Origin of the sequence: Paracoccus sp. S-4012, from assembly GCF_009674885.1 — a bacterium.
Lineage (GTDB): Bacteria > Pseudomonadota > Alphaproteobacteria > Rhodobacterales > Rhodobacteraceae > Paracoccus.
The window spans coordinates 1-24894 of sequence record NZ_WKKA01000026.1; the positions used below are offsets into that span (position 1 = coordinate 1).

25 protein-coding genes, 1 pseudogene and 1 other annotated feature are annotated in these 24894 nt (G+C 67.3%); of the genes and pseudogenes, 7 read left to right on the forward strand and 19 right to left on the reverse strand.

The genetic code is table 11. The features are described from left to right. Positions 1–119: 119 nt before the first annotated feature. The 3 genes from GI374_RS17815 to GI374_RS17825 all read right to left on the reverse strand — a co-directional run bounded on the left by GI374_RS17815 (position 120) and on the right by GI374_RS17825 (position 2463). Positions 120–587 (reverse strand): isocitrate lyase/phosphoenolpyruvate mutase family protein, encoded by a 468-nt coding sequence (locus GI374_RS17815; RefSeq protein ID WP_154338369.1) that lies wholly within the window; start codon positions 585–587, stop codon positions 120–122. Between the two features lie 144 nt (positions 588–731). Further along, positions 732–1406, reverse strand: a complete 675-nt coding sequence (locus GI374_RS17820) for a hypothetical protein (protein ID WP_154338370.1) — start codon at positions 1404–1406, stop codon at positions 732–734. A 61-nt stretch (positions 1407–1467) separates the two neighbouring features. Beyond that, complete coding sequence (locus tag GI374_RS17825; protein WP_154338371.1) at positions 1468–2463, reverse strand: hypothetical protein; 996 nt, start codon at positions 2461–2463, stop codon at positions 1468–1470. Between the two features lie 137 nt (positions 2464–2600). On the opposite strand from GI374_RS17825, the gene GI374_RS17830 reads away from it, so the two are divergent. Then, entirely contained in the window at positions 2601–3215 is a 615-nt protein-coding gene (locus GI374_RS17830) for a hypothetical protein (protein WP_154338372.1), read from the forward strand. A gap of 190 nt (positions 3216–3405) precedes the next feature. Here GI374_RS17830 and GI374_RS17835 read toward each other — a convergent pair whose 3' ends face one another. The 5 genes from GI374_RS17835 to GI374_RS17855 all read right to left on the reverse strand — a co-directional run bounded on the left by GI374_RS17835 (position 3406) and on the right by GI374_RS17855 (position 7433). Beyond that, a complete protein-coding gene (locus tag GI374_RS17835; RefSeq protein ID WP_154338373.1) occupies positions 3406–4299 on the reverse strand; it encodes a hypothetical protein in 894 nt (297 codons plus the stop codon). Further along, positions 4296–5270: a hypothetical protein gene (locus GI374_RS17840; protein WP_154338374.1), complete on the reverse strand. Its 975-nt coding sequence runs from the start codon at positions 5268–5270 to the stop codon at positions 4296–4298. The genes GI374_RS17835 and GI374_RS17840 overlap by 4 nt, the downstream gene beginning before the upstream one ends. Position 5271: 1 nt before the next feature. Next, a complete protein-coding gene (locus tag GI374_RS17845; RefSeq protein ID WP_154338375.1) occupies positions 5272–5646 on the reverse strand; it encodes a hypothetical protein in 375 nt (124 codons plus the stop codon). 572 nt (positions 5647–6218) lie between these two features. Beyond that, entirely contained in the window at positions 6219–6389 is a 171-nt protein-coding gene (locus tag GI374_RS17850) for a hypothetical protein (protein ID WP_154338376.1), read from the reverse strand. 318 nt (positions 6390–6707) lie between these two features. Beyond that, entirely contained in the window at positions 6708–7433 is a 726-nt protein-coding gene (locus GI374_RS17855; RefSeq protein ID WP_229583547.1) for an oxaloacetate decarboxylase, read from the reverse strand. Between the two features lie 167 nt (positions 7434–7600). Between GI374_RS17855 and GI374_RS17860 the strand changes: the two genes are divergently transcribed. From GI374_RS17860 to GI374_RS17880, 5 genes are all read left to right on the forward strand, one after another. Beyond that, complete coding sequence (locus GI374_RS17860; RefSeq protein WP_154338377.1) at positions 7601–7744, forward strand: hypothetical protein; 144 nt, start codon at positions 7601–7603, stop codon at positions 7742–7744. A gap of 548 nt (positions 7745–8292) precedes the next feature. Further along, positions 8293–9333 (forward strand): alpha/beta fold hydrolase, encoded by a 1041-nt coding sequence (locus GI374_RS17865; protein WP_154338378.1) that lies wholly within the window; start codon positions 8293–8295, stop codon positions 9331–9333. A 475-nt stretch (positions 9334–9808) separates the two neighbouring features. Then, entirely contained in the window at positions 9809–10708 is a 900-nt protein-coding gene (locus GI374_RS17870; protein ID WP_154338379.1) for a hemerythrin domain-containing protein, read from the forward strand. Positions 10709–10755: 47 nt separating this feature from the next. After that, positions 10756–11187, forward strand: a complete 432-nt coding sequence (locus tag GI374_RS17875; protein WP_154338380.1) for a YsnF/AvaK domain-containing protein — start codon at positions 10756–10758, stop codon at positions 11185–11187. A gap of 61 nt (positions 11188–11248) precedes the next feature. Beyond that, entirely contained in the window at positions 11249–11914 is a 666-nt protein-coding gene (locus tag GI374_RS17880; RefSeq protein WP_154338381.1) for a YsnF/AvaK domain-containing protein, read from the forward strand. A gap of 1170 nt (positions 11915–13084) precedes the next feature. Here GI374_RS17880 and GI374_RS19535 read toward each other — a convergent pair. The 3 genes from GI374_RS19535 to GI374_RS17890 all read right to left on the reverse strand — a co-directional run bounded on the left by GI374_RS19535 (position 13085) and on the right by GI374_RS17890 (position 15430). After that, positions 13085–13639 carry a universal stress protein gene (locus GI374_RS19535; protein ID WP_370515461.1) on the reverse strand — a complete coding sequence of 185 codons (555 nt, stop codon included), beginning with the start codon at positions 13637–13639 and terminating at the stop codon, positions 13085–13087. Between the two features lie 107 nt (positions 13640–13746). Further along, positions 13747–13929 carry a hypothetical protein gene (locus GI374_RS19540; RefSeq protein ID WP_229583549.1) on the reverse strand — a complete coding sequence of 61 codons (183 nt, stop codon included), beginning with the start codon at positions 13927–13929 and terminating at the stop codon, positions 13747–13749. A 10-nt stretch (positions 13930–13939) separates the two neighbouring features. Further along, on the reverse strand, positions 13940–15430 hold the full coding sequence (locus GI374_RS17890) for a SulP family inorganic anion transporter (protein WP_154338382.1): 1491 nt from the start codon (positions 15428–15430) through the stop codon (positions 13940–13942). Between the two features lie 52 nt (positions 15431–15482). Continuing rightward, positions 15483–15538, reverse strand: a sequence feature (sul1 is cis-regulatory element that is thought to sense ions involved in sulfur or methionine metabolism; They are found in Alphaproteobacteria). A 782-nt stretch (positions 15539–16320) separates the two neighbouring features. Between GI374_RS17890 and GI374_RS19960 the strand changes: the two genes are divergently transcribed. Further along, positions 16321–16578, forward strand: a complete 258-nt coding sequence (locus GI374_RS19960) for a hypothetical protein (RefSeq protein WP_370515463.1) — start codon at positions 16321–16323, stop codon at positions 16576–16578. A gap of 21 nt (positions 16579–16599) precedes the next feature. On the opposite strand, the gene GI374_RS17900 is transcribed toward GI374_RS19960, so the two are convergent. From GI374_RS17900 to GI374_RS17930, 8 genes and pseudogenes are all read right to left on the reverse strand, one after another. Then, a complete protein-coding gene (locus GI374_RS17900) occupies positions 16600–19722 on the reverse strand; it encodes a helicase-related protein (protein WP_154338383.1) in 3123 nt (1040 codons plus the stop codon). 119 nt (positions 19723–19841) lie between these two features. Next, positions 19842–20565: pseudogene (locus tag GI374_RS17905) on the reverse strand (transposase); the annotation flags it as partial. Positions 20566–20950: 385 nt separating this feature from the next. Continuing rightward, entirely contained in the window at positions 20951–21073 is a 123-nt protein-coding gene (locus GI374_RS19700; protein ID WP_255453754.1) for a hypothetical protein, read from the reverse strand. Between the two features lie 631 nt (positions 21074–21704). Further along, complete coding sequence (locus GI374_RS17915; protein ID WP_154338384.1) at positions 21705–22094, reverse strand: hypothetical protein; 390 nt, start codon at positions 22092–22094, stop codon at positions 21705–21707. Between the two features lie 253 nt (positions 22095–22347). Continuing rightward, entirely contained in the window at positions 22348–22839 is a 492-nt protein-coding gene (locus GI374_RS19545) for a hypothetical protein (protein ID WP_229583551.1), read from the reverse strand. A 90-nt stretch (positions 22840–22929) separates the two neighbouring features. After that, positions 22930–23265 (reverse strand): hypothetical protein, encoded by a 336-nt coding sequence (locus GI374_RS19550; protein ID WP_229583553.1) that lies wholly within the window; start codon positions 23263–23265, stop codon positions 22930–22932. Further along, positions 23262–24062, reverse strand: coding sequence for a metallophosphoesterase (locus tag GI374_RS17925; RefSeq protein ID WP_154338385.1), 801 nt, complete (start codon positions 24060–24062; stop codon positions 23262–23264). The genes GI374_RS19550 and GI374_RS17925 overlap by 4 nt, the downstream gene beginning before the upstream one ends. A gap of 60 nt (positions 24063–24122) precedes the next feature. Further along, positions 24123–24894 (reverse strand): AAA family ATPase (locus GI374_RS17930; RefSeq protein ID WP_154338386.1); only part of this gene is annotated, 772 nt, incomplete at its 5' end.

The following is a 24894-nucleotide window of genomic DNA, read 5'->3' on the forward strand; positions in this document are numbered from 1 at the left end:
GACGTCTTCGCCCCGGCTTCCTGTTCCCGCAGGATCCCGATGACCTGCTCCTCGGTGAACTTCGATCTCTTCATGTCCGGTCCTCTCGTTGGGCCGGACTCTAGCGTCACATGGAGGAGTTATCGGGTCACAGCAGTCAGAAGGAACGGGCGTCCCCGCGCTGCTTCCGCCGCGGCCTGAATCCGCTCGACGGCCAAGTCGAAGTCATGGATCGGAGCGGCCGGATCTGCGGTTGGATCCTCGATCGAGCCACCGACAAGGCCGATGTCGCAGGCCTGCCGGATCGTCTCGGCGCGGCAGTCCGGGGCGGCACCGAAGCCGTCCTGCAGGTCTGCAGACACAGGCAGATCGGTCGCCGCGACGATCTCGGCCGCGTTGGCCAGAATCTCGTCGCGCGTCAAGCTGCCGGGCGCATCCCTCCTGGCCTTGGCGAACGCGTAGCCTGCGCTGGTCGTCGCCAGCGCCTCGAAGCCGAGACGGGTCAACAGCCGGGCGGTGCCCGCGTCCAAGGGATTGGGGATGACGAAGGCGCGGTCGCGGGTATGCAGCGCCCTGAAGCGTTCGAACTTGCTCTGCGGGTCAGTCATGGGCTCTCCGTTCAAGCGGCCTGGGGCGCCGCCGCGAGCTTCAGGAAGCATGCGGTCCTCGCGCAGCATGACTTCTCCGTCGGAGCGAACTTCTCGCGCTCCAATCGTTCACCGACAGTCGGCCCTCGCACGTGACCAACGCCGTCAGTTGGGCACGCAGTGCGGCTCGCGGTCCAGCCTGAGGCCGTTGCCCCAGGTCCAGCGATTGACGAGCCGCCACTCGACTCGCTTGCAGCCGTCGCGACCCTCGGCCGTCGATGCCGACGGCGCGTCGAGGGGCGGTTCTGGCTCGGGCTCGGGCTCGGGCCGCGGGAGGCTGACATCGAACAGGAACACCGTCATCATGTCCGCATCCGGGGCCGTGCCAGTGTCCTCGGTCGGGATGCGCCGCAAGGTGAGCCTGCCGTCCTCGCCCGCGATCTCTCCCGTCAGGACCATGTGGAAGCCGTCCAGGTAGGTGATGGAAAGGACCCGGCCTGAGGCGCTGATCTCGGTCGGGCCGGCGGCAGACAGGCCCCGCCAGGCGCCGTCAGCGGCGGGCGCTAGGACAGTGCTCAGGTCCAGGCTGCCGCCGTCATCGAGGGTGGCTGTGGTGCTGAACCGGACCTGTCCGTCATCGAGGGCCGAGAAGAGCACCTCGGCATCACCCCAGGCCCGATAGATCCGCATGCCGCCGTCGGCAGGAAAGGCGTCGATCGTCAGGCGTCCCGCATAGGCCTCGCCAATCGCCGCGGGGAAGGAGGCTGTCTCGGCGGCGGCGGGCGCGCAGGTCAGCAGGCCCGCGAGCAGGATGGCGGCGATGCGGTAACGTCCGGTCATTGCTTCTTTCCTCAGCCTTCGATCGAGATGACCCGGAACCGATCCACCGTCGTTCCCGCGGCTACCGCCCGGGCAGGTCTGGCAGCTGATAGCTTCCGCGCCGGTCCCGGACCATGCGGTGCAGCGACAGGTCGGAAACGTCGTCGGTGGTGATGTCGTAGCGCATGGAGATGGCGAAGTCGAAGCCGCATGGGCCCTCCCCTGCATAGTCCGAGCAGCCCTGGACATGAGCGCGCACGACATCCAGCCGGGCCGGATCGAGCCGCATCCCGGTGGCGAAGCTGAGTTCGGGCACATGGCCGCCGTGATCCCCGGCAAATGCCCGGGCGGTTTTGGACAGGCGTTCGTCTAGCTTGCGCTTCAGGGCGGGGTAGGCGCGGAAGCGCAGGAGGGCGGGATCGGCTTCGACCGCGCCGACCGGAAGGACAATGGCGTAGGCCGGTTGCTGCATCCGAGTGGCGGGAATCCGAGCCTCGAACGTGAGCGGGCGCGGGGCCGCCGATGGGCCGGCGGCTGGTCGGGGCAGGATGCGCAACTCCATCGACGTGAGGCTCGCCGCCCATGTGGCGCCAGCATTGCCCGACCAGAGGTTTTCAAGGCAGGGCTGCAACCGAGCGAGAGCGTCGTTGCCCTCACGCAGATCCAGTTCGACCACGGGCACCGGCGGCGGCAGGTTCGGCTCCAAAGTCGCCCGTGTCTGGGCGAGGACGGGCACCCCGCATGCCGCGAAGGCGCGGTCGATGGCCTTCAGCATGTCCCTGCGTGCCGTGTCGTGGACGTAAGCTCGCCGCAGCCTGTCCTCGCAGGCGCTTGCGGGCAGGCAGTCGGCGGGATCGCGATCGATGCTGAAGGTGATCCGCGTCACCGGATCGTCCCTCATCGCCAGGGTCACGTCGTGGTAGCCCTTGCGGAGATGCGTGTCGTGGATCTCCAGCTGGCCCGGATAGACGGCTTCCGCGAGGGCGAGGGCCGCCTCCCTCGCTTCATCGCGCCCGCAGGCGCCCAGCGGCACGACAGCAATTGCCAGCAGCAACGCGACACTCGCCTTCCGGGTCATGGCCACTTCCTCGATCATCGAAGGGCGGTTGTTCCGGCGCCCCTTCTCGTGTGAACCTCGGCCGAATGGAACCGCTTGCAGGAGAGCGATGAGCCGGGCGCGGCAAGGTTCCACCGCGGCCGCTGGGAGAATGCCGGATGAGACTGAAGACCAACAGCATCCCGCGGCTGCGGCGAGCCGCCGCCAGTCTGATCGTAGCCGCCTGCCTCGCGGCCCCGGCGCTGGCGCAGGCGACCGACCATCTGGGACTGCCGGGGCCGATCGAGTTCGACGGCGAGAGCTTCGCCCTCGCCTGGACCTTGCGGCCGAGCGAGCATTACGTCAAGCAGGAGTATGTTCCGGACGGCCAGAGCGTCGAGAGCTACGAGCGGATGCTGCTGGTCGAGACTGTCGCAGGTGGCCTCGGCGTGATGGACGCCGTGCGGGCGCAGACCGACATGCTGGCGCAGCGGCGGCCGGACGACCCGTTGGTCAACATGGACGTCATCCAGAATGAGGCCACCGGCGAGGCGCTGCTGGATTTCATCGTCAGCAGCAAGGATGCGGATGGCGAATACATCGTGGAATGGAATGCCTACCGCTATGCGCGGCACACCGATGCGGCAAACGATGCTGGCGTGATGCTGTTCGGCGTCAGCCACCGCGCCTATGGGAACGCGGATTCGCAGGCGTTCCTGCAAGGGCTTCCAGCGCTGCGTTCGTCTCAGATCGACGCGCTCGCGCGGGCCAGCCTGCCAAGTCTCGCTGACTGAGGACGGGCGAAGCGGCATGCACGGGACACTCCCCCCTGTCCCGACGCTCGCCGGCCTGCTGCTCGCGGCCATTGCGGCAACGCCCGCGAACCCCTCTTGGAACTGAACGCCTTCGTGACCGAGCTTTTCACCCGAACAGAGATCGCCCGCGCGATCGTTCGTCTTTGCGCGGGACGCGGCTCACAGCCGATCATCGGAGTTTATCCGCGGTCGGCGCGCTGAAGCGGTCCAGCAGCATGGTGCCGCCCTCGCTCCTCGGCATGAAGATGGTCGCACCGTCCGCTGACCAGAACGGCGCCGAGCGCAGGTGCCACTCGCTGTCGCCCTCGATGGTGCCGAGCGCGCCTCCGTCCCGCGCATCCCAGAAGCGCAGGCGATCCCCGCGAGAGGCGGCGCCTTCACGCTCCCACAAAGCGATGGTTCCGCCGTCCGGCGAGACGATGAGGTCGGCCCTCGAGCTCCGCCTTTCTACCAGCGGTGCGATCTCGTCGCCGTTCGCGTCCCGAAGGACGAGACCTGCTCTCCCTTCCCGCGCCACGATGCGCCCGCCCCCGGCGGCGAAGACCGCGTCGTGGCCGAACTCTTCGGCAGGCAGCGGCATGCCCGGGAACACCCTGAGGTAGCGATCCTCCAACGGGAAGTCGGCGAAGACGGTCAGGTCGTCGGTGCTGAAGAGAACCGCGCTGCCGCCACTCTCGGAGCAGGCACCTTCGAGAAAGCCGCAGACCAGCAGCAGCTCCGATCCGTCGGGCGAGACGAACGCCCGGACATTCGCATGGCGCAGCGGCATCGGGTAGCGCCCGGCTTCCTCGCCGGTCGCGGGATCGAGGACGATCAGCCCGTTGCGCCAGCCGTCGGCTGTCCGCAGCTCGGCAATCACCGCCACCTTGTCTCCGAGAGGAACGGTCGCGTTCGTGCCCGGGGGCAGCACGCCATCGACGCGCACCGTCCCGTGGCAGCCCGACCGGCCGGCCCCGCGGTCGAGCCAGCCGCAGGTCCGAAGCCCGCTCCACCCGGCCCAGGCTGCGGCGCCCGCAACCACCAGGGCGGCGAGGGCTAGGCCGATCCACCTGTTGGGGATCATTCCTCGCCTCCCGCCGTGTAGAGGCGCAGTTCCGCGGCCGCGCCACTCTCGGGCGCTGTCGCTCGCGCGATCACCACGGCGTCGCGCTGCGGATGCCAGTGGATCGGCGGGACGAGATCCTCGCGGATATCATGGGCGGCGAGCCTCTCGCCGGTCGCCAGGTCATGGACGCGGATCACGGCCCGCATCTCGCCCGGCCCCGAGAAGCGGCGCGCGAGCACCGCGATCCGGTTCCCATCGGGCGACAGCGCCGTGCTCAGCCGCAGGAAGGGGATGAAGCCTTCGGGCAGTTCCAAAGCGATCGTCTGCCCCGCCACCTCGATGATCGGAGCCGCGGGCACCGTTCCGGTCGGCCCTGGCAACGGCTGCTCCCGCGTCTGGATCGCATTGCCACTGACGGCGTCGAAGGCCACATGCGCGAAGACGACGTTCCCCGAGGGCGAGAAGGCGAGCTCGAAGGCGCGCCCCTCCGCATCGGGCGGAGCTACCGCATGCTCGATGCCGGCAAGCCACTGGCGCTCACCCACACGGTCGTAGAGCATCACCCCGGTCCGGGCCGGCGGGCCGCCGCCGGCCCGATCGCAGATGTAGAGCGCGTTGCAGCTCAGCGCCAGGCGGGTGCCGTCGGGAGAGATTCGAAGCTGGTCCGGGTAGCCGATCATGTTCAGATCGACACGTTCGATCTCCGTCCCGATCGCGGGATCGAGCGTCACCGCGACCATCCGCGCGCGCAGATCTCGACGCCGGTCGGGGTCGTAGTCGATGCCGGCGATGACCAGACGGCCCTCGGAGTCGGTGGCGATCGTGTCGCCGGTCACAACCAAATCGGAAACCGAGAAACTTGCAAGGCAGCCGCTCGCGCCGAGGATGCGGTCGATCGGTCCGCAGGGGCCCGAGACGGACCAGAGCGCCCCGCCAGCGGCCGCCAGCAGCGCCGCGAGCAAGAGCCTGGCAAGTCCGCGCTTCCTCATCTCAGGGTCGGAACCAGTGGCGGCATTCCGCCACCACGCGCGTCACGACGAGGGTCTCACCCTCGAAACGCCCCTCGACGATCCGGCAGCCGTCCTCATAGGCGGCCTCGATCCGCGCGCGGTCCTCGTCACTGGTCTGCATCGGCGGCGGGTCGGGCTGGTCTGCGGCCGAGAGCGGACGGCCAGCGGACCCGTCCGCCTCGATCGGGAAGACGCCGCGCCAGGGGCAGGGCGCCATGCAGCAAAGGATCCCGGTCTTGCCGAGGCCCCAGAACTGCTGGCCCTCGGCGGGCACCGGATAGGGTTCGGCCGCCTCGGCCGAGGCGAGCCCGGCGGCGAGGATCAGGGCCGCGGCCGAGACGATGATGCGGCGCATGGCGGGGTTCCTTTCGCGTGGGGTTCTTGCAGGTAGGACGCGTGCTGCATGCGACCCGGTATGCCTGCACCCTGCCGGATCGTCCGCTGCCATTCATGGATCGAGAGGACAGACCGGAAGGAGGCGAGCGTCAAGGCCGCGGCATACGAGTCTTGCAGGAATGGGGCAAAGACAGCTGCTCGCAGGTCACTGACGGCGGGGATGCCGTGACACGCGCCGCCATCAGGAGGGTGTCATCGTTCCAAAGTCGACCTGTCCATCAGGCGCGCGGAAGCAGGGTGTGGTGAATGTCCCCACGACATAACGGTCGTGATCGGCCGCGAAGCCCGAGTCCAAGCTGTAGCTGTGCTCCGTTTCCCGCTCCACCGCGGCGAGGTTCACGCGCCATTCTCCAGCCTTCGGAAGCGCCGGATGGTCCAGCCGGCGGACCGCCACTCCTCATGCAGTGCCTCCATCCAGCTGACCGCGGTGCCGCCTGCCGCGACGCCCCCCAGCCCGATCCAGATATTGAATACATCGTCTCGCTCCCCGGATGCAGGACCTGAGCAGCGGTTGGCCCGCACGTCGATGACCTATTCCTCCCAGCCCCCGGCGTCGACCAGCGCCTCGATCCTCGGGAAGAAGGCGGCAGCCGCATGCTCGGGCCCGCGCTCCGGCGGAAGGGGCTGAGCGTGCGCCGCCGCGCATAGCACCGACAGCAGGACGGCCTGCGCCACGCCGGCAGCCCTGGTCGGACCGGACAATGAAGACCTCCTTCCTGACGGCTCGGGCACTCTCGAGCTGCTCCAGACGACGCTTCTCGTCCGGCAACTTGCAGCGGCGAGCCTTGCCCTGCTGAATATTCCAATTGAGGCTCTCGTGTCTCGCATGAGCCGCCGCTACTCGTAAGAGCGGTGGAATCAAGCAGGCTCCACCCTGATCGGCATGGGAAACATTGCCGGTCCCGAGATGCTGCGGAACACGCGAATGGCAGCTTCGGGGAACCGACCCTGGGCGCGGGGCTGGAGGCGACCGGCAGGTAAGGGCCGGGGACGCCTACCACGATCAAGCGGAACTTCGCTTCAATCACGGCCGCGCATGATCCGGTCCACTTCTGGCCCGGAGATCGCCTCCGCTGCGTAGCCGAATGTTCCGCAGTCGCGCACCTCCTCGGCTGCCCGCATCACGGCGCCAAGCGCGGCGCGGGCGAAGGAGCCGCCGACGCTGATCCGGCGGACGCCGGCGTCGGACAGCTCTGCTACTGTATAGCCGGGTTCCTTGAGGCCAATCACCACATTGACCGGCTTGTCGACCGAGGCGCAAACAGCCCGGATGGCGTCGAGGTCCGGCAAGCCCGGAGCGTAAAGCACGTGCGCTCCTGCAGTGGCAAAGGCCCGAAGCCGACGGATCGTGTCGTTCAGGTCGGGTCGGTCGAACAGGAAGTTCTCGGCCCGCGCGGTCAAGAGGAACGGGCGTCCCCGGGCCGCTTCCGCCGCGGCCTGGATCCGCTCGACGGCCAAGTCGGGGTCACGGATCGGAGCGGCCGGATCACCAGTTGCATCCTCGATCGAGCCCCCGACAAGGCCGATGTCGCAGGCCTGCCGGATCGTCTCGGCGCAGCAGTCCGGGGCGACACCGAAGCCGTCCTGCAGATCCGCGGACACAGGCAGGTCGGTTGCCGCGACGATTTCGGCGGCGTTGGCCAGGATCTCGTGGCGCGTCAAGCTGCCGGGCGCATCGCTCCTGGCCCTGGCGAATGCATAGCCGGCACTGGTCGTCGCGAGCGCCTCGAAGCCGAGATGTGTCAACAGCCGCGCGGTGCCCGCGTCCCAGGGATTGGGGATGACGAAGGCCCCGATCGCGGGCGTGCAGCGCCTTGAAGCGTTCGAACTTGCTCGGCGGGTCAGTCACTGGCCTCTCCGTTCAAACGACCCGGGCGCCGCGAGCTTCTGGAAGGATGCGATCCTTGCGCAGGATGAGCCTCTCCGTTCCGGCGGCGTTCGCCCGCCAGCAGGATGGCGGCGATGCGGTGAAGTCCGGTCATTGCTTCTTCCCTCAACAGCCTTCGATCGAGACGTCCGGAGCCGATCCGCCCTGGTTCACGCGGCTGCCGTCCTAGCAGATCCGGCAGCCGATAGCTCCCGTGCCGGTCCCGCACGATGGGGGGCAGCGACAGGTCGAAGCCTCGTCGGTGGTGATGTCGTAGCGCATGAAAATGCCGAAGTCGAAGTCGCATCGGCCCTCTCAGGGTAGTCCGAGGAGCCTTGAAAGTAGGCGCACACGACGTCCAGCCACGCAGAATCGAGCCGCATCGGGGTGGCGAAGCTGAGTTCGGGCATATGGCCGCCGCGACCGGCACCCCGGCATGCCGCGAAGGCGCGGTTGATGGCCTTCAGCAAGTCGCCGCGTGCCGTGTCGTGGGCGTAAGCTCGCCGCATTCTGTCCTCGCAGGCGCTTCCAAGCAGGCAGTCTGCCGGATCGCGATCGATGCTAAACGTGATCTGCGTCACCGGGCCGCGCCTCACCATCAGGGTCACGTCGCGGTAGCCCTCCCGAAGGAGCGGGACGTGCAGGGAACCATTGCCCCGGTTCGCGCGTAGTCGTGCTGCGCTGCAGCATGGCCCGTTCCTCGGAGCCAGGACGCAGTTTTCCAGATCGGAAGTCACCATGAACTCCCAACACAACAAACAACTGCCTGCTGATGCGCGCGGTGCCGTCCGCAAGCAGCCTTCATCCTCGCGCCCGTCGACACGGGCCGCAATCATCGGCTTCGCAGCCGCGGGCCTGGCCATCTCAGCCTTCGTGAACCATCGCCTGGCCCGGAAGGCCGAGCAGGATAATCCGCCTGCCGGGCAGTTCCTGAACGTCGATGGCGTCCGTCTGCACTATGTGGAGCGGGGCCGCGGTGAGCCGGTCGTCCTGCTGCATGGCAATGGCAGCATGATCCAGGATTTCGAGTCGAGCGGCCTGATCGACCTTGCGGCGAGGAACTATCGCGTCATCGTCCTCGACCGGCCGGGCTACGGTCACAGCGACCGCCCGCGGCACAGGATCTGGACGCCGGAGGCGCAGGCGGACCTGATCCATGACGCGCTGGCGCAGCTCGGCATCGAGCGCGCGACGATCCTCGGCCATTCCTGGGGTTGCTCGGTGGCCGTGGCGCTTGCCCGCAAATACCCCGACCTAGTCGGGGGGCTCGTTCTTGCTTCGGGCTACTACTATCCGACGGCGCGGCTCGACGTGGTCGGCATGGGGGTTCCGGCCGTGCCGGTGGTGGGCGATGTCCTCCGCTACACGATCTCGCCGATCGTGAGCCGGCTGATCTGGCCGCTCCTGATGCGGAAGATCTTCGGCCCCGAGGCAGTGCCGGAGAAGTTCGCCGGGTTTCCGAAGGCCATGGCGATCCGACCGTCTCAGATCCGCGCAAGCGCCGCAGAGGCGGCCCTGATGGTTCCGGATGCCCTTGCTGCCGGTGACACCTACGCCCGCCTGAAGATGCCCGTCGCCATCATCGCAGGCGCCGACGATCGTCTCGTCGATGCCGAGGAACAGTCAGCCAGGCTGCACGGCGACATCCCGCACAGCAGCTTCCACCGAGTTCCCGGCACGGGCCACATGATCCATCAGACGGCAACTGATGCGGTCATGTCCGCGATCGAGAAAGTGGCGCCGGCCCATTGGGGGGCTGCACAGACCGCGGCCGCCTGAACGAAGGGCCGCCTGCGCGGTGGAGGTGGGTCGGTTCCGCCGCCGGCTCACCACGCAGGCCCGCGTTCCTGCAGCACACGCGGCCTTGGCCGCAGACTGGCTGCACAAACCTCCTGGGTGGGCGAAGCAGGCGATCAGGCGTTGCGCCGAGGCGGGGCGAGCTTCCTTGAGGACAAGGCCATCATCCGCCTGGTTGGTGGTCTCACGCTCAGACAAACGACGCGTGAACTGCAAACGAGATTACCTCCGCATCAGGCGGAACTCTTCTGCAGCCCGGGCATTGTTGCAGTGCAGCATCCGTGAATGCACAGGCAGCATCCACGACATCAGACACTCCCCTCGGGGAACTTCGGATCCCGTGGTCGCCGAAAGCGGCTCCGCTCCACCCAACCTGTTCACGTCGTGTGAGGCCGTCTCAGGCAAGGCTCCCGAGCCTTGCGACGGTCCCGCACGCCTCCCTGCAAGGACCAGAAAAATGACCACCATTCGACAACTCATGCAGACCGGGCCGGTCAAGGCCAAGGAGATCTTCGCGAAGCTTGCCGACACCCCCGCAACCGCGGCCAAGACGCGCGACCGACTGGTCGCTGACCTTAAGGTCGAGTTCGAGCTGCAAGCCGAGTTCGAGGAACAGCGTCTCTTTCCGGTGTTGAGAGAGCACAAAGAGACGAAGGCCCTCGTGGCCAAGGCGCTGAACGACAGCCACCAGATGCGCAAGCTCTTCGACGAGCTCGAGCGCGGCCCGAAAGACAGCGAGGCGTTCGGAACGAAGGTTGCCGAGTTCCGCGACCTGTTCCAGCGGCGCTTTCGTGACGACAAGAACGAGATCCTGCCCGCAGTCGTGAAGGCCCTGGACGACGAGCAGGCCGGCACCGTTGTCGGGAAGACCGCAGACGAGACGAGCGGGATCATGCCGGCGCGCCGCGCAGGCGGGCGCGCGCACCGGGCGGAAGGCGAAGCACCAGACGACGGGGCCGCGCGCCAGAGCGCGGATACCATGAAGGCTGGCGTCGATCTGGTGCAGCAAGGCGCGCAGGTGGCGCGCAAGGCCATGGGAGCCGGCACCGATACGTCCGGTGAGAGAGATTGGAAGTCCCAGCCCACGCCTTCTTTCGATGATACGCAGGGAACCGCACGCAGAGCGGCTTCTGTCCGCGGTTCGATGATGGAACTGCTCAACGAGCAGGCGCGGCATGCGCTGCAGCTCCAGACTGCGATGGCGGCCGAGCGTATCCGAACGCTGGCAGAGGTCGCGCAGGTGCAAAGCGCCTTTGTAGCCGGCAGCTTCCAGCGGATGGGACAGTTCAACGACCGTTATCTTGCCTTCATCCGCAGCTGGAAGGGCGTTCCCTCCTTCTCGTCTGCCCGTCGCTGACCGTCGGAACGACCTTCAGCCTTCAGCAGTCCGGGAAAGGAGATGCCATGTCGAAGCAATCCAGATCGGTGCGGGAGGCCGCTTCCGCACCCGCTGCCCAGGTCATCCCGATCGTCGAGGAGCAGGTCGTCGTTCTCAAGCGCAAAACGCTGACCGAGGGCGTTCTTGTCCGGACGGTGGTGCGCGAGGACGAGGCCCTGATCGACGAGCCTGTCGCGAGCGAGACCGTCCAGGTAGAGCGCGTGCCGCTCGACCGATGGGTGGATGGCCCGGTTCCGGTGCGGCAGGAGGGCGACACCACGATCGTCACGCTTCTCGAAGAGGTGGTGGTGGTCGAGAAGCGCCTCCGCGCGACGGACGAGATCCGCATCACCAGGCGCCGGGAGGTCGGACAGCATTCCGAGACCGTCAGGCTCCGCCATGAAGAGGCCGTCATCGAGCGCGTGAGCGCCGGAGGCGACAGCCACGAACCGGACTGAACCGGCGCCTGCCTGTCATGTCCGACACGATCCCGAACACTTACCAGATGGAGAGACCAGCATGACGACTGTCATCAACGCCTATGCCGACCAGAAGATTGCCGACCTGGCGATCGCCGCCCTCCGCAAGGAAGGGCTCAATGACGAGCAGGTCCGCATCCTGGGCGGCGACAGGAAGGCGCTCCTGAGCGAGCTTTCCGAGCATGGCTTCAAGGATTCCGATGCCCGGGCCTATGCCGAGGCGGTCGACCAAGGCCAGACGCTGGTCATCGCCAGCATCTCCGAGGAGCAGGCCGATTGGGCGCTGTCCATCATGGACCGCATCCTGCCGGACCATGCCGGCTCCAGCGCAGGCTCGGTGCCGATCGTCGAGGAAGAGCTTTCGGTCAGCAAGGCCCGGAGCGCCAACGGTGGCGTCCGCGTGACCTCGCGGGTCGTCGAGACGCCCGTCGAAGAAACCGTCACCCTGACGACGGAGACCGTGGGGGTGAAGCGCCGCGCCGCCAACCGCGTGTTGAACGACGCGGAGGCCGACGCCGTCTTCGAAGAGAAGACCGTCGAGATGATGGGCACCCAGGAAGAGGTCGAGGTGCACAAGGAGGCCCGGGTCGTGGGCGAGGTCGAACTCACCAAAGAGGTCGAAGCGCGTCAGAAGACCATCAAGGACACCGTTCGCAAGACCGAGGTCGAGGTCGAGGAAGTCGGCGCCGGCGCCACGAGGAAGTAAGACCTGCTTCCCCGCCCACCTCGGGCGGGGGACCGTGATCCTGCAAGGGATCGATTCCCATCGCCGGCGTGGGCTTCAGCACGCGCAGGCTGCAATCTGCGACACAAGCTTGCGGAGGGGGCCGGGCGGCCTTCTCCGACACCTCGCAGGCCGAGAGGCTAGAGTCGCTGCCGATCGACACTCGGCCTTTCGGTTGCAGCCGCAGAGCGCCGACGGCTCCGCCGAACCAGCAGGGATCGACCCGACACCGGCGCGCCGTCGCATCCGGAGCCGCGCCGGGTCATGCCGGTGAGAGTAGCCGCAGCTTCAAGGCTGCCAGGCCGGCCGCCGACAAGGGCAACGCAACCCGAAAGGGGGCGGCCAAACTGCGCGACGGATCCGCAACCTGCGCTTCTGTCCGCAGCCCGCGCTTCTGACCGGACCGTGCCCCGCGCCGCGCGAACAGCGCGGGGCAAGCGGCCGAGCTCGCCCGGCAGGAGCCAGCCGAACGAGCAGCGGAGGAGCCACAGGTCGCCGTGGTCGACCTGTGGATGGACTAAAATATGCACAGGCTAAATTGGTTTGCGATGAAATCTATGCTGCTGCGCCCGTGCATGAGTGAGCTAGCACACAGCTATGGCGCTGCCTTCCTGCCGCTTTCGACAGGTGTGGGGAGAGGACCGGCGCGCTGGCTGCCCGGCACGCTCGACGGTGAGGGCAAGCGGACGCGGCCATTCGGCCGCCGCCAACTTAGCGTAGCGAGCACCGCTGTTCCGGTCGTGCATATAGAGACTATCAGCCGGTCCCCGGCGGAGGCGTTGACGACGATGATCCCGAAACGCGCCCAGTTGACGGCGGCCCGGTATGCCCAGTTGTCGGGTCGTCTCGCCGAAACGGCGAGCGCGACCGCAAGAACCGCGACGATCATCAGGACAGCGGTCGACCAGGCCTCCCGATCGACCCGCCGTGAACAGGGGCCGGGAGCAAGGGCCAAGGGACGGGCGTATTGATCCAACGTAGAAGGCGCATAAGGTGGCGAAGGCGGAGCGCCGTTGCTGCATTGCTGCATGCTCGAACGGGCGCTTCAGCAGAGCTGCAGTGCAGCGCTGAGGTGTTGTCGAGCGGCAGCTATGGGCCGAGATGTTGCGGAGAGGTCAGCGGCAGATCCCGTGGGGCCTGCCGAAAGGGCGATCATCGCACCAGCAGCACCGGCACCTGCGCCTTCTGCAGGATCGCCGTGGTGGTGGAGCCGACCACCAGGCTGCGGATGCGCGAGTGGCCGTAGGCGCCCATGATCAGAAACTCCGAGCCGCTCGTCTGCAGATGCGCCAAAATCGCATCTTCGGGCGCACCGGGCAGGACCTGCGTCGTCGCGGTGATGCCAGCCTGCGCGAGCGCGGTCTGCGCCTCCGCCAGCGTAGCCTCGGCCTCCGGGCCGTTGCCGGCGCGCACGATCTCGATCTCGATTCCCCGGTAAGCGGGGAGCCGGGTCACGCGCTCAACCGCACGCCGCGCCGACGGGCTGCCGTCATAGGCGATGGTGGCGCGCCTGATCTCGGGCATCCGGCGCGGGGCCATCAGCACCGGCAGCTTCGCGGCGCGCAGGACACGCTCGAAGTTCGAGCCCAGATGGCCACGCGCCTGGTCGGCGGTCTCGCCCCGCTTGCCCACTACGAGAAGACCGCCCTCATGCTCCTGTGCGACCACGCTCTCCAGCAGGTCGCCCTGACGCAGCTGCGAGGTCACGCAGGTGACGCCGGCTGCCTACAGACGTGCAGTCGCGTCATCCAGCAGCGCGCGGCCCTGCACCATCGCCAGCCTGGCCCGCTGCTCGTCGAGTGTTGCCAACTGGCTCAGCAGGGTCGAGCGCGCGCCGAGCCGATCTCGCCCGAAAGGTCCGGTTTTGGGAGCGGCTTGGCGGCAGCACGTGCAGCAGGTGCACCGGCGCCTCGTTGCGCGTCGCGGCCCAGGCCAGGTCGAGCACCGGGCGGGCGAAGGCCCACCCCGTCGATCAGCGCGATGATGGTGTCGGTCACGTCCGTCTCCTCAATGCGCCGCGAGCTTGTCGGTGGCGCCCGGCTTGTCGTGCAGCGCCAGCCGGTCCACGATGGTGGCCGAGGCCTCGTTCATGCCGGTGACATCTACCGCGGCCCCGTCGCGGCGGAACTTCAGCATTGCGGTATCCAGCGCCTGCACCGACGAGATATCCCATATATGGGCGCGGCTGACGTCGATTGTCACCCGCTCCACTGCCTCGCGGAAGTCGAAGGCGCGCATGAAGTCCTCGACTGAGGCGTAGAACAGTTGTCCTTCGATGAGATAGGTGCGGTGGCGGCCGTCTTCGGACAGCGTCGAGGTGACTCGGAACAGCTGCGCGATCTTGGCGGAGAAGAAGATCCCCGACAGTAGCACGCCCACCAGCACCCCGATGGCGAGGTTGTGCGTCCAGACCACCGTGGCCACGGTGGCCAGCATCACCACCGAGGATGACCGCGGATGCGTCCGCATGTCGCGGATCGACGACCACGAGAAGGTGCCGACCGACACCATGATCATGATTGCGACCAGCGCCGGCATGGGGATGATGCGCACGAAATCCGACAGGAACACGACGAGGATCAGCAGCACCACGCCCGCGACGAAGGTCGAGAGCCGCCCGCGCCCGCCCGACTTCACGTTGATCATCGACTGTCCGATCATCGCGCAGCCGGCCATTCCGCCGATGAAGCCGGTGGCGGTGTTGGCGAGCCCCTGACCGATGCATTCCTGATTGCGGTCCGAGGTGGTGTCGGTCAGCTCGTCCACGAGGCTCTGTGTCATCAGGCTTTCCAGCAGCCCGACGATGGCGACGGCGAGCGAATAGGGGAAGATGATCGCCAGCGTCTCGAGGGTCAGGGGCACGTCGGGGATCAGGAACACCGGCAGCGTGTCGGGCAGCGCCCCCATGTCGCCGACCGTGCGCACATCCCAGCCCGTCGCCCAGACCAGCGCGGTCAGGATGAAGATCGTGACCAGTGGTGAGGGAACGGCGCGCGTGAGCCTCGGGAACAGGTAGATGATCGCCAGCGCCGCCGCGACCAGCGCATAGGTCAGCCAGCCGACCCGCGCGGGATCAAGCTCAGGCAGCTGCGCCATGAAGATCAGGATAGCCAGCGCATTGACGAAGCCGGTCATCACCGATTTCGAGACGAAGCGCATGAAGCGCCCGAGCTTCAGCAGCCCGGCGCCGATCTGGATCAGACCCGCCAGCACCGTCGCCGCCAGCAGGTATTCCAGCCCGTGGTCGCGCACCAGCGTCACCATCAGCACCGCTGTGGCCGCCGTCGCCGCCGAGATCATGCCGGGCCGCCCGCCCACGATGGCGGTGATGACCGCTATGGAGAAGCTGGCGTAGAGCCCGACCTTCGGGTCCACCCCGGCGATGATCGAGAAGGCGATCGCCTCGGGGATCAGTGCCAGCGCGACCACGAGGCCGGACAGCAGATCGGCACGGATATTGCCGAACCATTGGTCGCGATAGTTGGGAAACAGTGTCATGAGGTATCCTGTGGCGACCCCTTGGGGCCGTCTCATCGATCTTGCGAGAACAGGTTGTCCGGCGGATCGGCGGCCGGAAGAGCCACCCGGAATTGCACCGGGTCCCAGCGGTATGCGGCGCTGTTAGCGGGTGCAGGTTGCTTTGCCAAGCCGACGATCTAGCCTCGGGAGCCACGTGAATGGCCGCTGTGGGGACGCTGCCGCGCAGCGCGGCGGCGGGCACGAACGGCGGCTATGGGCCGAGAGTCGCGTTGCACACCACGCGCGCAGCGCCCGCAGACAAGCTGGTGATAGGATTTCACCATTTTGATCGATCTGACGTCCCGTGCCTCCGCCGCTGGCTGCGACTCGGGCGCCTCTGCACGCTGTTCGCTTGTGTGCACAATGCGTGCAGCCTGCACCGCCGTTGCCGACAAGGCGCTTGGCACATGAAGAGCCTCGGTCATCGCGGACCTTCTTCGGCTGGCCGGCGAGCCCGGCGACCTGCTGATGGTGCAGGCTTCGGTGAAAGCTCTCGGGACCGTCGAGGGCGGGTCGGGGGCATCATCGCTAAGCTTCTCGAGATCGTGAGCCGACAGGCATCCTGACGGGCTACGCGTCGTGGACCGGTTGCCTTACGAGGCAACCCTGAACGGTGCACGCATGAACGAGGATGAGCGCCTCGCCTGACCGGCCTTTGATTCAGAAACAGCCGGCACCCATTCGGCTTCGCCCTGCTCAACCAGTTCCTCGCCGATACTCCCCGGCGCGCGGCGCAGCGCGCATCCTGAGCTTCCATGTTTGCGGTCTGGCCCGCGCGCAGGAGCTGATCGAGCACCATCAGCTCGGTCAGGCCTTGGGGCGGCTCGCCTCTGGAGGGGCTCGTTCATCTCGGCGGAAAGGTCCTGCTGCTGGGCACTCCGCTCGATGCCGTGGCAGTCCTGCACTATGCCGAGGCGATCGCGGAAATTTCGGGCGAGCCGCCGCGTGACCTACTAGAATGCCGCTGCGCGGAGCGGACGGCGTCGCTTTTGGCGTCACCTACCTCGAGCAGCAGCGCCGGCACGCGGCTGTCGGAAGGCGTCGGGATCTCTCGCGTTCCCGAAGAAGGCCGGGCCGACAGGGAGAGCGGAGGTGTGTCCGAAGCCGTGCGGGTCTGCGAATCCTAGTGCGACGATCGATTGCCAAGGTCAGTCGGCGTCGGCAAGCGGCGAGAGCAGGTCGGCCAGCCGGTCCAGCCGCTCGCCCGCATCCGCGATACACTCGCGCAGGACAAGGCCGTCGTCGCCCTTCTCCAGCGTTTTGGCGTTCAGTTCCACCCCGTTGCGGGGATAGAGCGCGATCCCCTTCGGCCCGGCGACGATACGCGCGATCCCGATGGCACGAGCCTGCGCGCGCATCCGGGCGGTCCTGAGCAGCCACCGCGCCGGGTCGGGGATGTCGCCGAACCGGTCCTCCAGCTCCGCCTCCAGCAGGTCAACGCCCTCGGCCGCATCGAGCCGCGAGAGCCGCATGTAGACCTCCAGCCGCGTGTCCGCATCGGCGATCCAGTCCTCGGGCAGCCGCCCGGCGAGGCCCAGCGACAGCTCCGGCATCTCCCCGGCACCGCCCGGGTCGAGGGCGTCTGCCAGCAGCCGCTGATACAGTTCCACCCCGATCAGCTTCATGTGCCCGGCCTGGCTCTCGCCCAGCAGGTCGCCCGCGCCACGCAGGTCGAGGTCGCGGGCGCTGATTTCGAAGCCGGCGCCGAGTCGGTTCAGCGTTTCCAGCGTCTGCAACCGCTTCAACGTGATTTCCTCGTCGGCCTCGGTGAGCATCAGCATCTGCGCCCGCAGGTTGCCGCGTCCGACGCGGCCGCGCAGCTGGTGGAGCTGCGACATGCCGAAGCGATCGGCCTTCCAGACCACCATCGTGTTGGCGCGCGGCACGTCGAGGCCCGCCTCGATGATGTTCGTGGCCAGCAGGACGTCGCCCTCACCGCGCGCGAAGCGGATCATGGCCTCGTCGATCTCGGCGGCGGGCAGCTTGCCATGGGCTTGCAGCAACTCGAAGCCGGGGAGTGCCTCGCGCAGCACCGCCGCCATCGGCGCCATGTCCGCGATCTTCGGCACCACGACGAAGCTCTGTCCCCGCCACGCGCGCTCGCGCAGCAGCGCCGCCCGCAGGGCGCCGGTGCTGAAGGGCGCCACACTGGTGCGGATCGGCTGCCGGCGCGAGGGCGGCGTGGCGATGACCGACAGCTGTTGCAGGCCCACGAGCGCCGTCTGCAAGGTCCGGGGGATCGGCGTCGCGGTCAGCGTCAGGACATGCGCGGCCGAGAGGCCGCGCAGCTTCTGCTTGTCGGCCGTCCCGAAACGCTGCTCCTCGTCGATGACGACGAGGCCCAGGTCCATGAACTTCACGCCTTTGCCGGCCACCGCGCTGGTGCCGATGACGATATCGACCGAGCCATCCGCCAGCCCCTCCTTCACCGCCTTCCGCTCGGCCGCCGAGGACAGCCGGTGCAGCGCGCCGACGCGCTTGCCCAGGGGAGCGAAGCGGCGCTCGAAGGTTTCGACATGCTGCCGCGCCAGCACGGTCGTGGGCGCGGCGACGGCCACCTGCCGCCCTGCCAGCACCGCAAGCGCCGCAGCGCGCAGCGCCACTTCGGTCTTGCCGTAGCCGACATCGCCGATCACCAGCCGGTCCATCGGACGCCCCGAGGCGAGGTCGTCGCGCACTGCCTCGATGGCGCGGGCCTGGTCGGGCGTCTCGGCAAAGGGGAAGCTTGCGGCGAAGCGTTCGTAGGCGGCCGGGTCGGGGTCCAACACCGGCGCCGTCTGCCCCTCCCGCGCCGCGGCCAGTTCGGCGAGGCCCCGCGCTGTCTCGGCCACCGCCGCCTCGACTTCCTCCCGGCGCTTCCTCCAGCTCGAGCCGTCCAGCCGGTCCAGCGTCACCGCGTCGGGCTCCGCCCCATAGCGCCAGATGCGATGCGCCTGAGCGACCGGGACCAGCCGAACCGCGTCGCTCGCATAGGTCAGCCGGATCGCCTCGCCGGCATCGTCCTCGCCCATGCCGGGCAGGGCTTCGAGGCCGGAAACGAGGCCGATGCCGTGGTCCTCGTGCACCACCACATCGCCGATGCGGATGCCGACCTGATCGGGCAGCCCCTGCGCCGCCGCCACCGCATCCCCACGCCGCGCCCGGCTGCCCAGAAGATCGGCGGCGGCGATGGCGAGGATGCCGTCGCGCCGGAACCCGCGCTCGGCGGGCATGGGGAGGGAATGGACGCTGCCGGGATGGCTGGCGGCGATGGCGGCCCAGGAGGCGGCGGGTTCGACCGGCTGGCCGAGAAGCTTCGCGGCGCGGCGGGAGAGGAAGCGCAGGTCGCGCTCGCTGCCAAGAAGCGCGACGCGGTCGCCGGCTTCGAGCGCGGCGCGGGCGGTGCGGAGGAAGGCACGCTCCGGATTGCGGCTCTCGACGAAGCGCGCGGGTGGCTGGCCTTGGCGTGCGAGGTTGAGCCGCTCACGGTCGGCAATGGCGGCGACCCAGTCGTCCTCCGGCAGCAGCCGCCGGGCGGCGGAGGCGCTGCCGATCTCGGCCGCGAGGGCAAGGACGTTGCGGCGGCGTCGGTCGGCGGCGGGGCTGAGGACGATCCTTGCCGCAAGGAGATGGTCAGTCAGCGCGCAGCGGGTCTCGCCCAGTGACGGCTCGGTAACGGAGGCAATCTCGACGCGCTCGATGTCCTCGATCGTCCGCTGATCCACCAGGTCGTAGGTGCTGATCCAGGCGACACGACCCTCCGCCACCTCGATCCGTACCGGGTCCACGGCCTGCGCCGGGAACACGTCCAGCACCTGCCCGCGCAGCGCGACCTCGCCCGGCTCGTCCACGCGGTCGTCCTCGCTGTAGCCGAGAGCAATGATGGCTTCGAGGAGCGCGGCGAGGTCCATCGCCTCGCCGACCGCCACGTGGAACAGGTCGGCTAAGACCGCGTCAGGCGCAGGCCAGGCATGAGCCAGGGCATCGGCGGTGGTGACGAGGGCAACGGATCCGTCCACCCGCCGCAGCCGCGCCAGCGCCGCGTTGCGCGCGCCGATATTGGCGGGCGAGGCTGGCGTCTCGTCACCGGGCAGCGCATCGCTTTCGGGCAGCAGCGCAACCTCGGCTTCTGGCGCGGCGACGGTCAGCGCGGCGGCGATCGCTTCGGCCTCCGTCTCGCTCTCGGCGGCGAACAGGACGTCACCCTTGGCAAGGGTCTCCGCCAGGGCGGCGGCGCATTCGGCATTTCCGAGGCGGCAGGCGGAGCGGGCCTGTTGCGGGGTTCTGGGCATGGGGGCTTTCGGACGCAGGCGGCAAGCGCGGTGATCCCGTTCCCGGTCCTCCGCGCCCTGCACAACCAGCCACGCGCATCCCGGTTCCGCGGGCGCGCCGCAACAAGGCTCAGGACGTGCATCGCACCGATGCCGGGCGACATCCTGTAGAGCCGGGCGTCCGGATCTGTGGTCGAGGCATGGGTGACGTTCGTGCGCCGCTCACCTCGGAAATCGACCTCGGCACTGCGGTGTTGGCGGGTGGGGCGGGGCATTGGCCGGGCTGGGCTCGGGTCTGTTCGGGCTGATCGACGGCAGTCGTGCCGGGCGGGGGCGGGTCGCCCGGCTCCTCGTCATCAGGCGGGGCGACGTCAGGCTTCGGCTGAAAGCTCTTCATCGAGGCCCAGGCCTTGACCAGCGTGCCACCGACCGAGAAATGCTCCTCCGACAGGAGCGGCGCGACCTCGCGGCGCGCCAGGATCGCCGCCATCACCGGTGCCGCGACATCTCGGTGGTCAGCAGCCGGTCGCGGTTCTTGGTGAAGACGGTCGGCGCCGACACGGGGGCGTCGATGCCGAGCCCCACAAACCAGCGGAACAGCAGATTATACTGCATCTGCTCCATCAGTTGCCGCTCGGAGCGGACCGAGAGCAGGATCTGGATCAGGCTCGCCCGGATCAACCGTTCCGGGGGGATCGAGGGACGGCCGAAATCGGTTTAGAACATCTCGAACTCGGCATCGAGGCTGGGCGGCGCGTCATTCACACACTGCCTGATCTTGCGCAGCGGATGCCGTGCTGGAATGCGCGCCTCGAGATCGACATATCTGAACAGCGACCTGCTCGTCTCGTCTGTGCCGCGCATCATCACCCCCGCAGTAACCGTAGGGGGATGAATCATGTTCCTCAAACCAGGTAGAGCGACAACTTCTTCAGCGGCCTGCTAGGTCACCTTACCATGCAAGTCCGGGCGGCGAGCGTTGCAGTCGACGGACGCATCGCGGCCGAACCAGCGGCCACCGACGCAGTGCTGGCGCCACGAGAGCGCGGCGCGTCCTGACTGCCCGTGAGCGCTCGGCGGAGGGCATTCCGCTCGCCGTAGTCACCGCTGCGCGGCTGAGGGAGCTGGCCGGCAGGCTCGGCGTCACGATCCTGGACGCGCTCGGCAAGGCACAGTGGATCAGGTAACTGTCCACCGGGCCAAGAGCTTGGCCAAGATCAACCGGAGGGACCGCAACAGCCTGCGAAGCTCAGGCGTAGGCTCCCAGAGCCAGGTGATCGAGGTAGTCCTGGAGAGCAGCGCCTTCGTCGGCCTGAACGAGATCCTCTCCGGTTCGGCAGCCCAGCGCGCGATTGGCATCGATCGATACCATGCGAGAGCTGACCCTGACCCCCGTCGCTCATCCGGCGGCGACTGAATCGCGGGGTGAAGGAGGGCGAAAGGCAGGGCAGGGTGCACGGCCGCGGGGCGCCGTTGTTCGCGACGTCCCGCGCGCGAGCTTGCCCGATTACGCGGCGAGCAGGCGAGGCAGGGCGAGGTTGCAGGCGCCCATGGTCAGGGTGAAGCGAGAGCAGCGCCACCTCGTGGTGGGCCTCGTCAGCACTGGGTCGCGGCTTTCGCAGAACACCGGCAAGCCTCCGGTCTTGTACTTCGCGCCGGGCAGTTGCTATCGCTCGTCGTGCCAATGATCGTCGCCAACCCTGTCATCCTAGGCTCGACATCGATCGATGACGGGCGATCGTTCCGCGTGCCGGACGAGTTCCGGTCATTTTAGACAGCTCTGCCACTCTCGGTGCCGCGTTAGAGGTGGTCGCGGATAGTTCGCCGCCAGTCGTCTTCCAACGTAGCCGCGCGACGCTGCGCTATACGATCGCCACTTATTCAGGGTTCGGCGGTCCGGTCCAATCGGGCCTTTCGCCTTTCAACCGCGTGCGCCAGCAGCTCCAGAGCACTCTGCTGCCTTAGGAGATCATTAGAGGCGAGCAGGCGGGAACGGAGGCCGATCAGAAGGATAGCCGAAATTTCCCCCCCCCCCCCGAAACGAGCATGGCCTTGAATGCCGTCTGCGCGAACTCTACCCCGATGGAAACTGAGAGCGCTAGTGTCATTGTGATCCTTCGAGATATGGTAGTTATTATCCTGTGTGTCTGCTCTGCCGCTTTCTGGCTCCGCGGCCTATCCTCAACTCGTCTCGCCCCGGCCGTGATGAAGAGCCCAAGGGCAAGCAAAGTGACATGGTCCGGCGGCTCCGCCTGCCAGCCGTAATGAAGGAAGTGACACAAGTAAGCTCGTTCCTGGAAGTCGGCAGCAATTAGCAACACAAGCTGGACCGGCTCGTCCATGTCATGCTCTTTCTCGATTGTTTTACCGCCGGCTATCCAAACGAGTTCCATGGCCCTGGAATCGGCCGCGCGGGTAACGGCGACGCTGAGAGGAGATCGAAGAGCGCCTTTGCGGTCGACTGGGGTGCATGCTAATCACCTCGGGGATGAGACCGCTGCCTCGCCTATTCGTTGGATAACCTCTCTGCGAACCGCGCATGCAAGCGAATCAGGGCGGATCACCGCCGTCTGCCTCGAGGCCCGACGAAGTATTTCATGGAAATGCTCCAACCTCAGTCTCGCTCTTGAGCCGGTGGACGGGATCCTATTCCGCCATCCTGAGCGCGTGAGGCCAGAGCCTTGCCAGCACGGCGCGCCGCATTGAGATGGCCAAAGCGTCATGGAAGATGTCCAAGGCGCGCGTCCGCTCCTTGGGTCCCAACCAGCCCTCAGGCATCCGCCAGCGGATGAAGAACAGCCAGTCGAGGCCGACCCGTCGGCAGAACGCGATGCTGCGCCGCACGGACTCTGGGGTGACCTGTTCAGTCAGCAACCGCGGAGCGCCTGGCTGATCACACGGGCCCGCCCTCCGTCCGGCCATGCCGTCCAACACGTCCTTGTCTGTAATCGTCACCAACTCCTCAATCTCCGCTCTGACGTCGCCGGGGATCGTCCGGACGGCATGGTCCACTGCCGCCAAGAATCGGTGATCGCCGGCAATGGCCATGGGCCAGTCCTCGGGCTGGACACGCCAGAACACCGTGTCAGCGCGGTTCGTCCAGCGGCCGGCCTCAATCAGGCCAAGGGCCTTCAGCACCGGCAACAGGTTGGGGGCCGCGTGGGCCCAACCGAGACCATGAGCTGGACCGATGTTCGGCGGCGGAACCCATCTGTTGTCACGGCCGAACTAGGCGATATGACTGGGGTTCTCCCCGCCGTCAGCCATCCGGCAGGACAGCAGGTCCGCTTGCTGAGCAAGCTTCCGGATCACCACGCAGATATCGTCCCAGCGGGGCCAGATGCCGGGTTGTTGCGCAGCCGCAAGCAGGCGGGCGCCGCGGTGGGTTTCTTCGGCTTGTCCGAGTGCGGACAGCGCCTCGCATCCCATCTGATACGCAGAAACGAACCGATGGTCGAGTTCCTCGTCATTGTCGACGGAGCCGGGGATAGTGTCCAACAAGAAGGTGATGACCTCCGCGGCCCAGAACCTCGGGTCGGGAGCAGCCTTGTTCATGCCGGTCATGTCGGCTTCCCGATCCCGATGAGCCCGCGCAGCAGCAGGCTCCGTTCTTGCGCAGGGTCGACCTCGCCAGGATAGCCCAGCGAGACGGTACGGATCAGCGTGCGTCCGATCCGTGCCTCCAGCCAGCGGTGGGTATGACCGAAGAACCAGGCGTCCGGCTGGTGGTCCCGGATCAGATCGTCGAGATCCGAAACGAAGGCCGGGGTAGCGGCGTCGATCGGACCGGCAACGGCCCGATGCGGCGCATGATGGGTGGCGACGAATGTCTGCCCGACAAAAGGCTTGCGTAGTTCCGCATCCAGCCATGCGACATGTTCGACGTGCAATTCGAGCAGATGCTCCGGATCGAGCCGATTCCGCGATGGGCCGACCACAATTCGGGTGTAGTCGAGCATGGTGTGTCGAGCGACTGCCATTGCACCAACCACATCGCCGGTCAGTGCAAAATCGGTCCAGAGGGTGCAGCAAAGAAATCGGGCTTTGTCGATCGTGATGGCCAGTTTCTGCGCAAAGTTGACTCCACCCCTCGTGGCGATTACGGCGAGGCCATCGTCGTCGTGAAGGTTCCAGGAGTAATAATCGTGGTTGCCGGGAATGACCCAGACGTTCTCGAGTGGGATCAGGTACTTGAGATATCCGAACAGGTTCGGCCAGCCATGACGAGGGTCGTTCGATAGATCACCCACGATGATGAGCGCGTCGAGGGTCTCGAGCACGTCGGCGATTCGGCTGAACGGGTTGGTGTTGGCGCGCAGCCAGATGTCGAAGTGCCAATCGGCCGTGACGAGAACTCTCATCTTGTCATCCTCTTTCCGAGATTGTCAGAAGGCGCGATCACGCGCGTAGTCCCGGTTCCGTCACATCAGCCGGGGCTTGTTCTCGAGATCGGCGGCGCGATCGAGCATCCGCATCACCGTGCGCAGGCTCGGTCTTGTCTCCGCAACAGACGTGACCGATCGGAGCGCCTCGGCAATTGCCGAGAGCGACGCATCCGAAAGCCCGCGGGACCGGCCGGCCGTCATGGCGAAGGCGGCGAGCTGATCTATGGTCAGTGCCGGCAACCTGAGGACCGTCAGGCGGCTGAGCAGGGGCCGCGGCAGCGGACGGGTGCTGTTCGAGGTCAGCACCCAGCCGACCCAGGGCATGTCGAACCTTACCTGGTAATAGGGGCAGCTCCAGCGCCGCGCTGACATCGGCTCGATGAGCGGCAGCAGTGCTTGCTGCAGACCGAAGGTGATCCCGCTGGTGGAGGTGGGCTGGCCGGCCTTCTCGATTTCGTCGACGACGATCAGGGGGTTGCCGACCAACGAGTCGAGCACGGTCTGGATCAGGCGGCCGGGATAGGCGCCGCTCCAGCCGCGCTGGCTGCCGACCACGCCGAAGCTGGCGCTCTCGCCGGTGGCCTCTACAACAGCGACAGGAAGCGCCAGCAGCGTGCCGAGGCTCCGGGCCCAATGGCTCTTGCCAATGCCAGGCGGGCCGTCGAGCAGGATTGGTGGAACGTTAGCGTCCGCGCAGGTGGTGTAATTTCGCTGGCTCTGCCGGTGTAACCCGAGGTGGCCATCGAGGTGTATGGTCGAGGTGGAGTTTCGACGCTTCAACCACGGACCACAGGAGACCCCGATGACC

Coding starts and splice junctions, on each gene's coding strand:
- GI374_RS17815 (WP_154338369.1), bottom strand. CDS start 587: ATGACTGACCCGCAGAGCAAGTTCGAACGCTTCAGGGCGCTGCATACC.
- GI374_RS17820 (WP_154338370.1), bottom strand. CDS start 1,406: ATGACCGGACGTTACCGCATCGCCGCCATCCTGCTCGCGGGCCTGCTG.
- GI374_RS17825 (WP_154338371.1), bottom strand. CDS start 2,463: ATGACCCGGAAGGCGAGTGTCGCGTTGCTGCTGGCAATTGCTGTCGTG.
- GI374_RS17830 (WP_154338372.1), top strand. CDS start 2,601: ATGAGACTGAAGACCAACAGCATCCCGCGGCTGCGGCGAGCCGCCGCC.
- GI374_RS17835 (WP_154338373.1), bottom strand. CDS start 4,299: ATGATCCCCAACAGGTGGATCGGCCTAGCCCTCGCCGCCCTGGTGGTT.
- GI374_RS17840 (WP_154338374.1), bottom strand. CDS start 5,270: ATGAGGAAGCGCGGACTTGCCAGGCTCTTGCTCGCGGCGCTGCTGGCG.
- GI374_RS17845 (WP_154338375.1), bottom strand. CDS start 5,646: ATGCGCCGCATCATCGTCTCGGCCGCGGCCCTGATCCTCGCCGCCGGG.
- GI374_RS17860 (WP_154338377.1), top strand. CDS start 7,601: ATGAGCCTCTCCGTTCCGGCGGCGTTCGCCCGCCAGCAGGATGGCGGC.
- GI374_RS17865 (WP_154338378.1), top strand. CDS start 8,293: ATGAACTCCCAACACAACAAACAACTGCCTGCTGATGCGCGCGGTGCC.
- GI374_RS17870 (WP_154338379.1), top strand. CDS start 9,809: ATGACCACCATTCGACAACTCATGCAGACCGGGCCGGTCAAGGCCAAG.
- GI374_RS17875 (WP_154338380.1), top strand. CDS start 10,756: ATGTCGAAGCAATCCAGATCGGTGCGGGAGGCCGCTTCCGCACCCGCT.
- GI374_RS17880 (WP_154338381.1), top strand. CDS start 11,249: ATGACGACTGTCATCAACGCCTATGCCGACCAGAAGATTGCCGACCTG.
- GI374_RS17890 (WP_154338382.1), bottom strand. CDS start 15,430: ATGACACTGTTTCCCAACTATCGCGACCAATGGTTCGGCAATATCCGT.
- GI374_RS17900 (WP_154338383.1), bottom strand. CDS start 19,722: ATGCCCAGAACCCCGCAACAGGCCCGCTCCGCCTGCCGCCTCGGAAAT.
- GI374_RS19700 (WP_255453754.1), bottom strand. CDS start 21,073: ATGGTATCGATCGATGCCAATCGCGCGCTGGGCTGCCGAACCGGAGAG.
- GI374_RS17915 (WP_154338384.1), bottom strand. CDS start 22,094: ATGGAACTCGTTTGGATAGCCGGCGGTAAAACAATCGAGAAAGAGCAT.
- GI374_RS19550 (WP_229583553.1), bottom strand. CDS start 23,265: ATGACCGGCATGAACAAGGCTGCTCCCGACCCGAGGTTCTGGGCCGCG.
- GI374_RS17925 (WP_154338385.1), bottom strand. CDS start 24,062: ATGAGAGTTCTCGTCACGGCCGATTGGCACTTCGACATCTGGCTGCGC.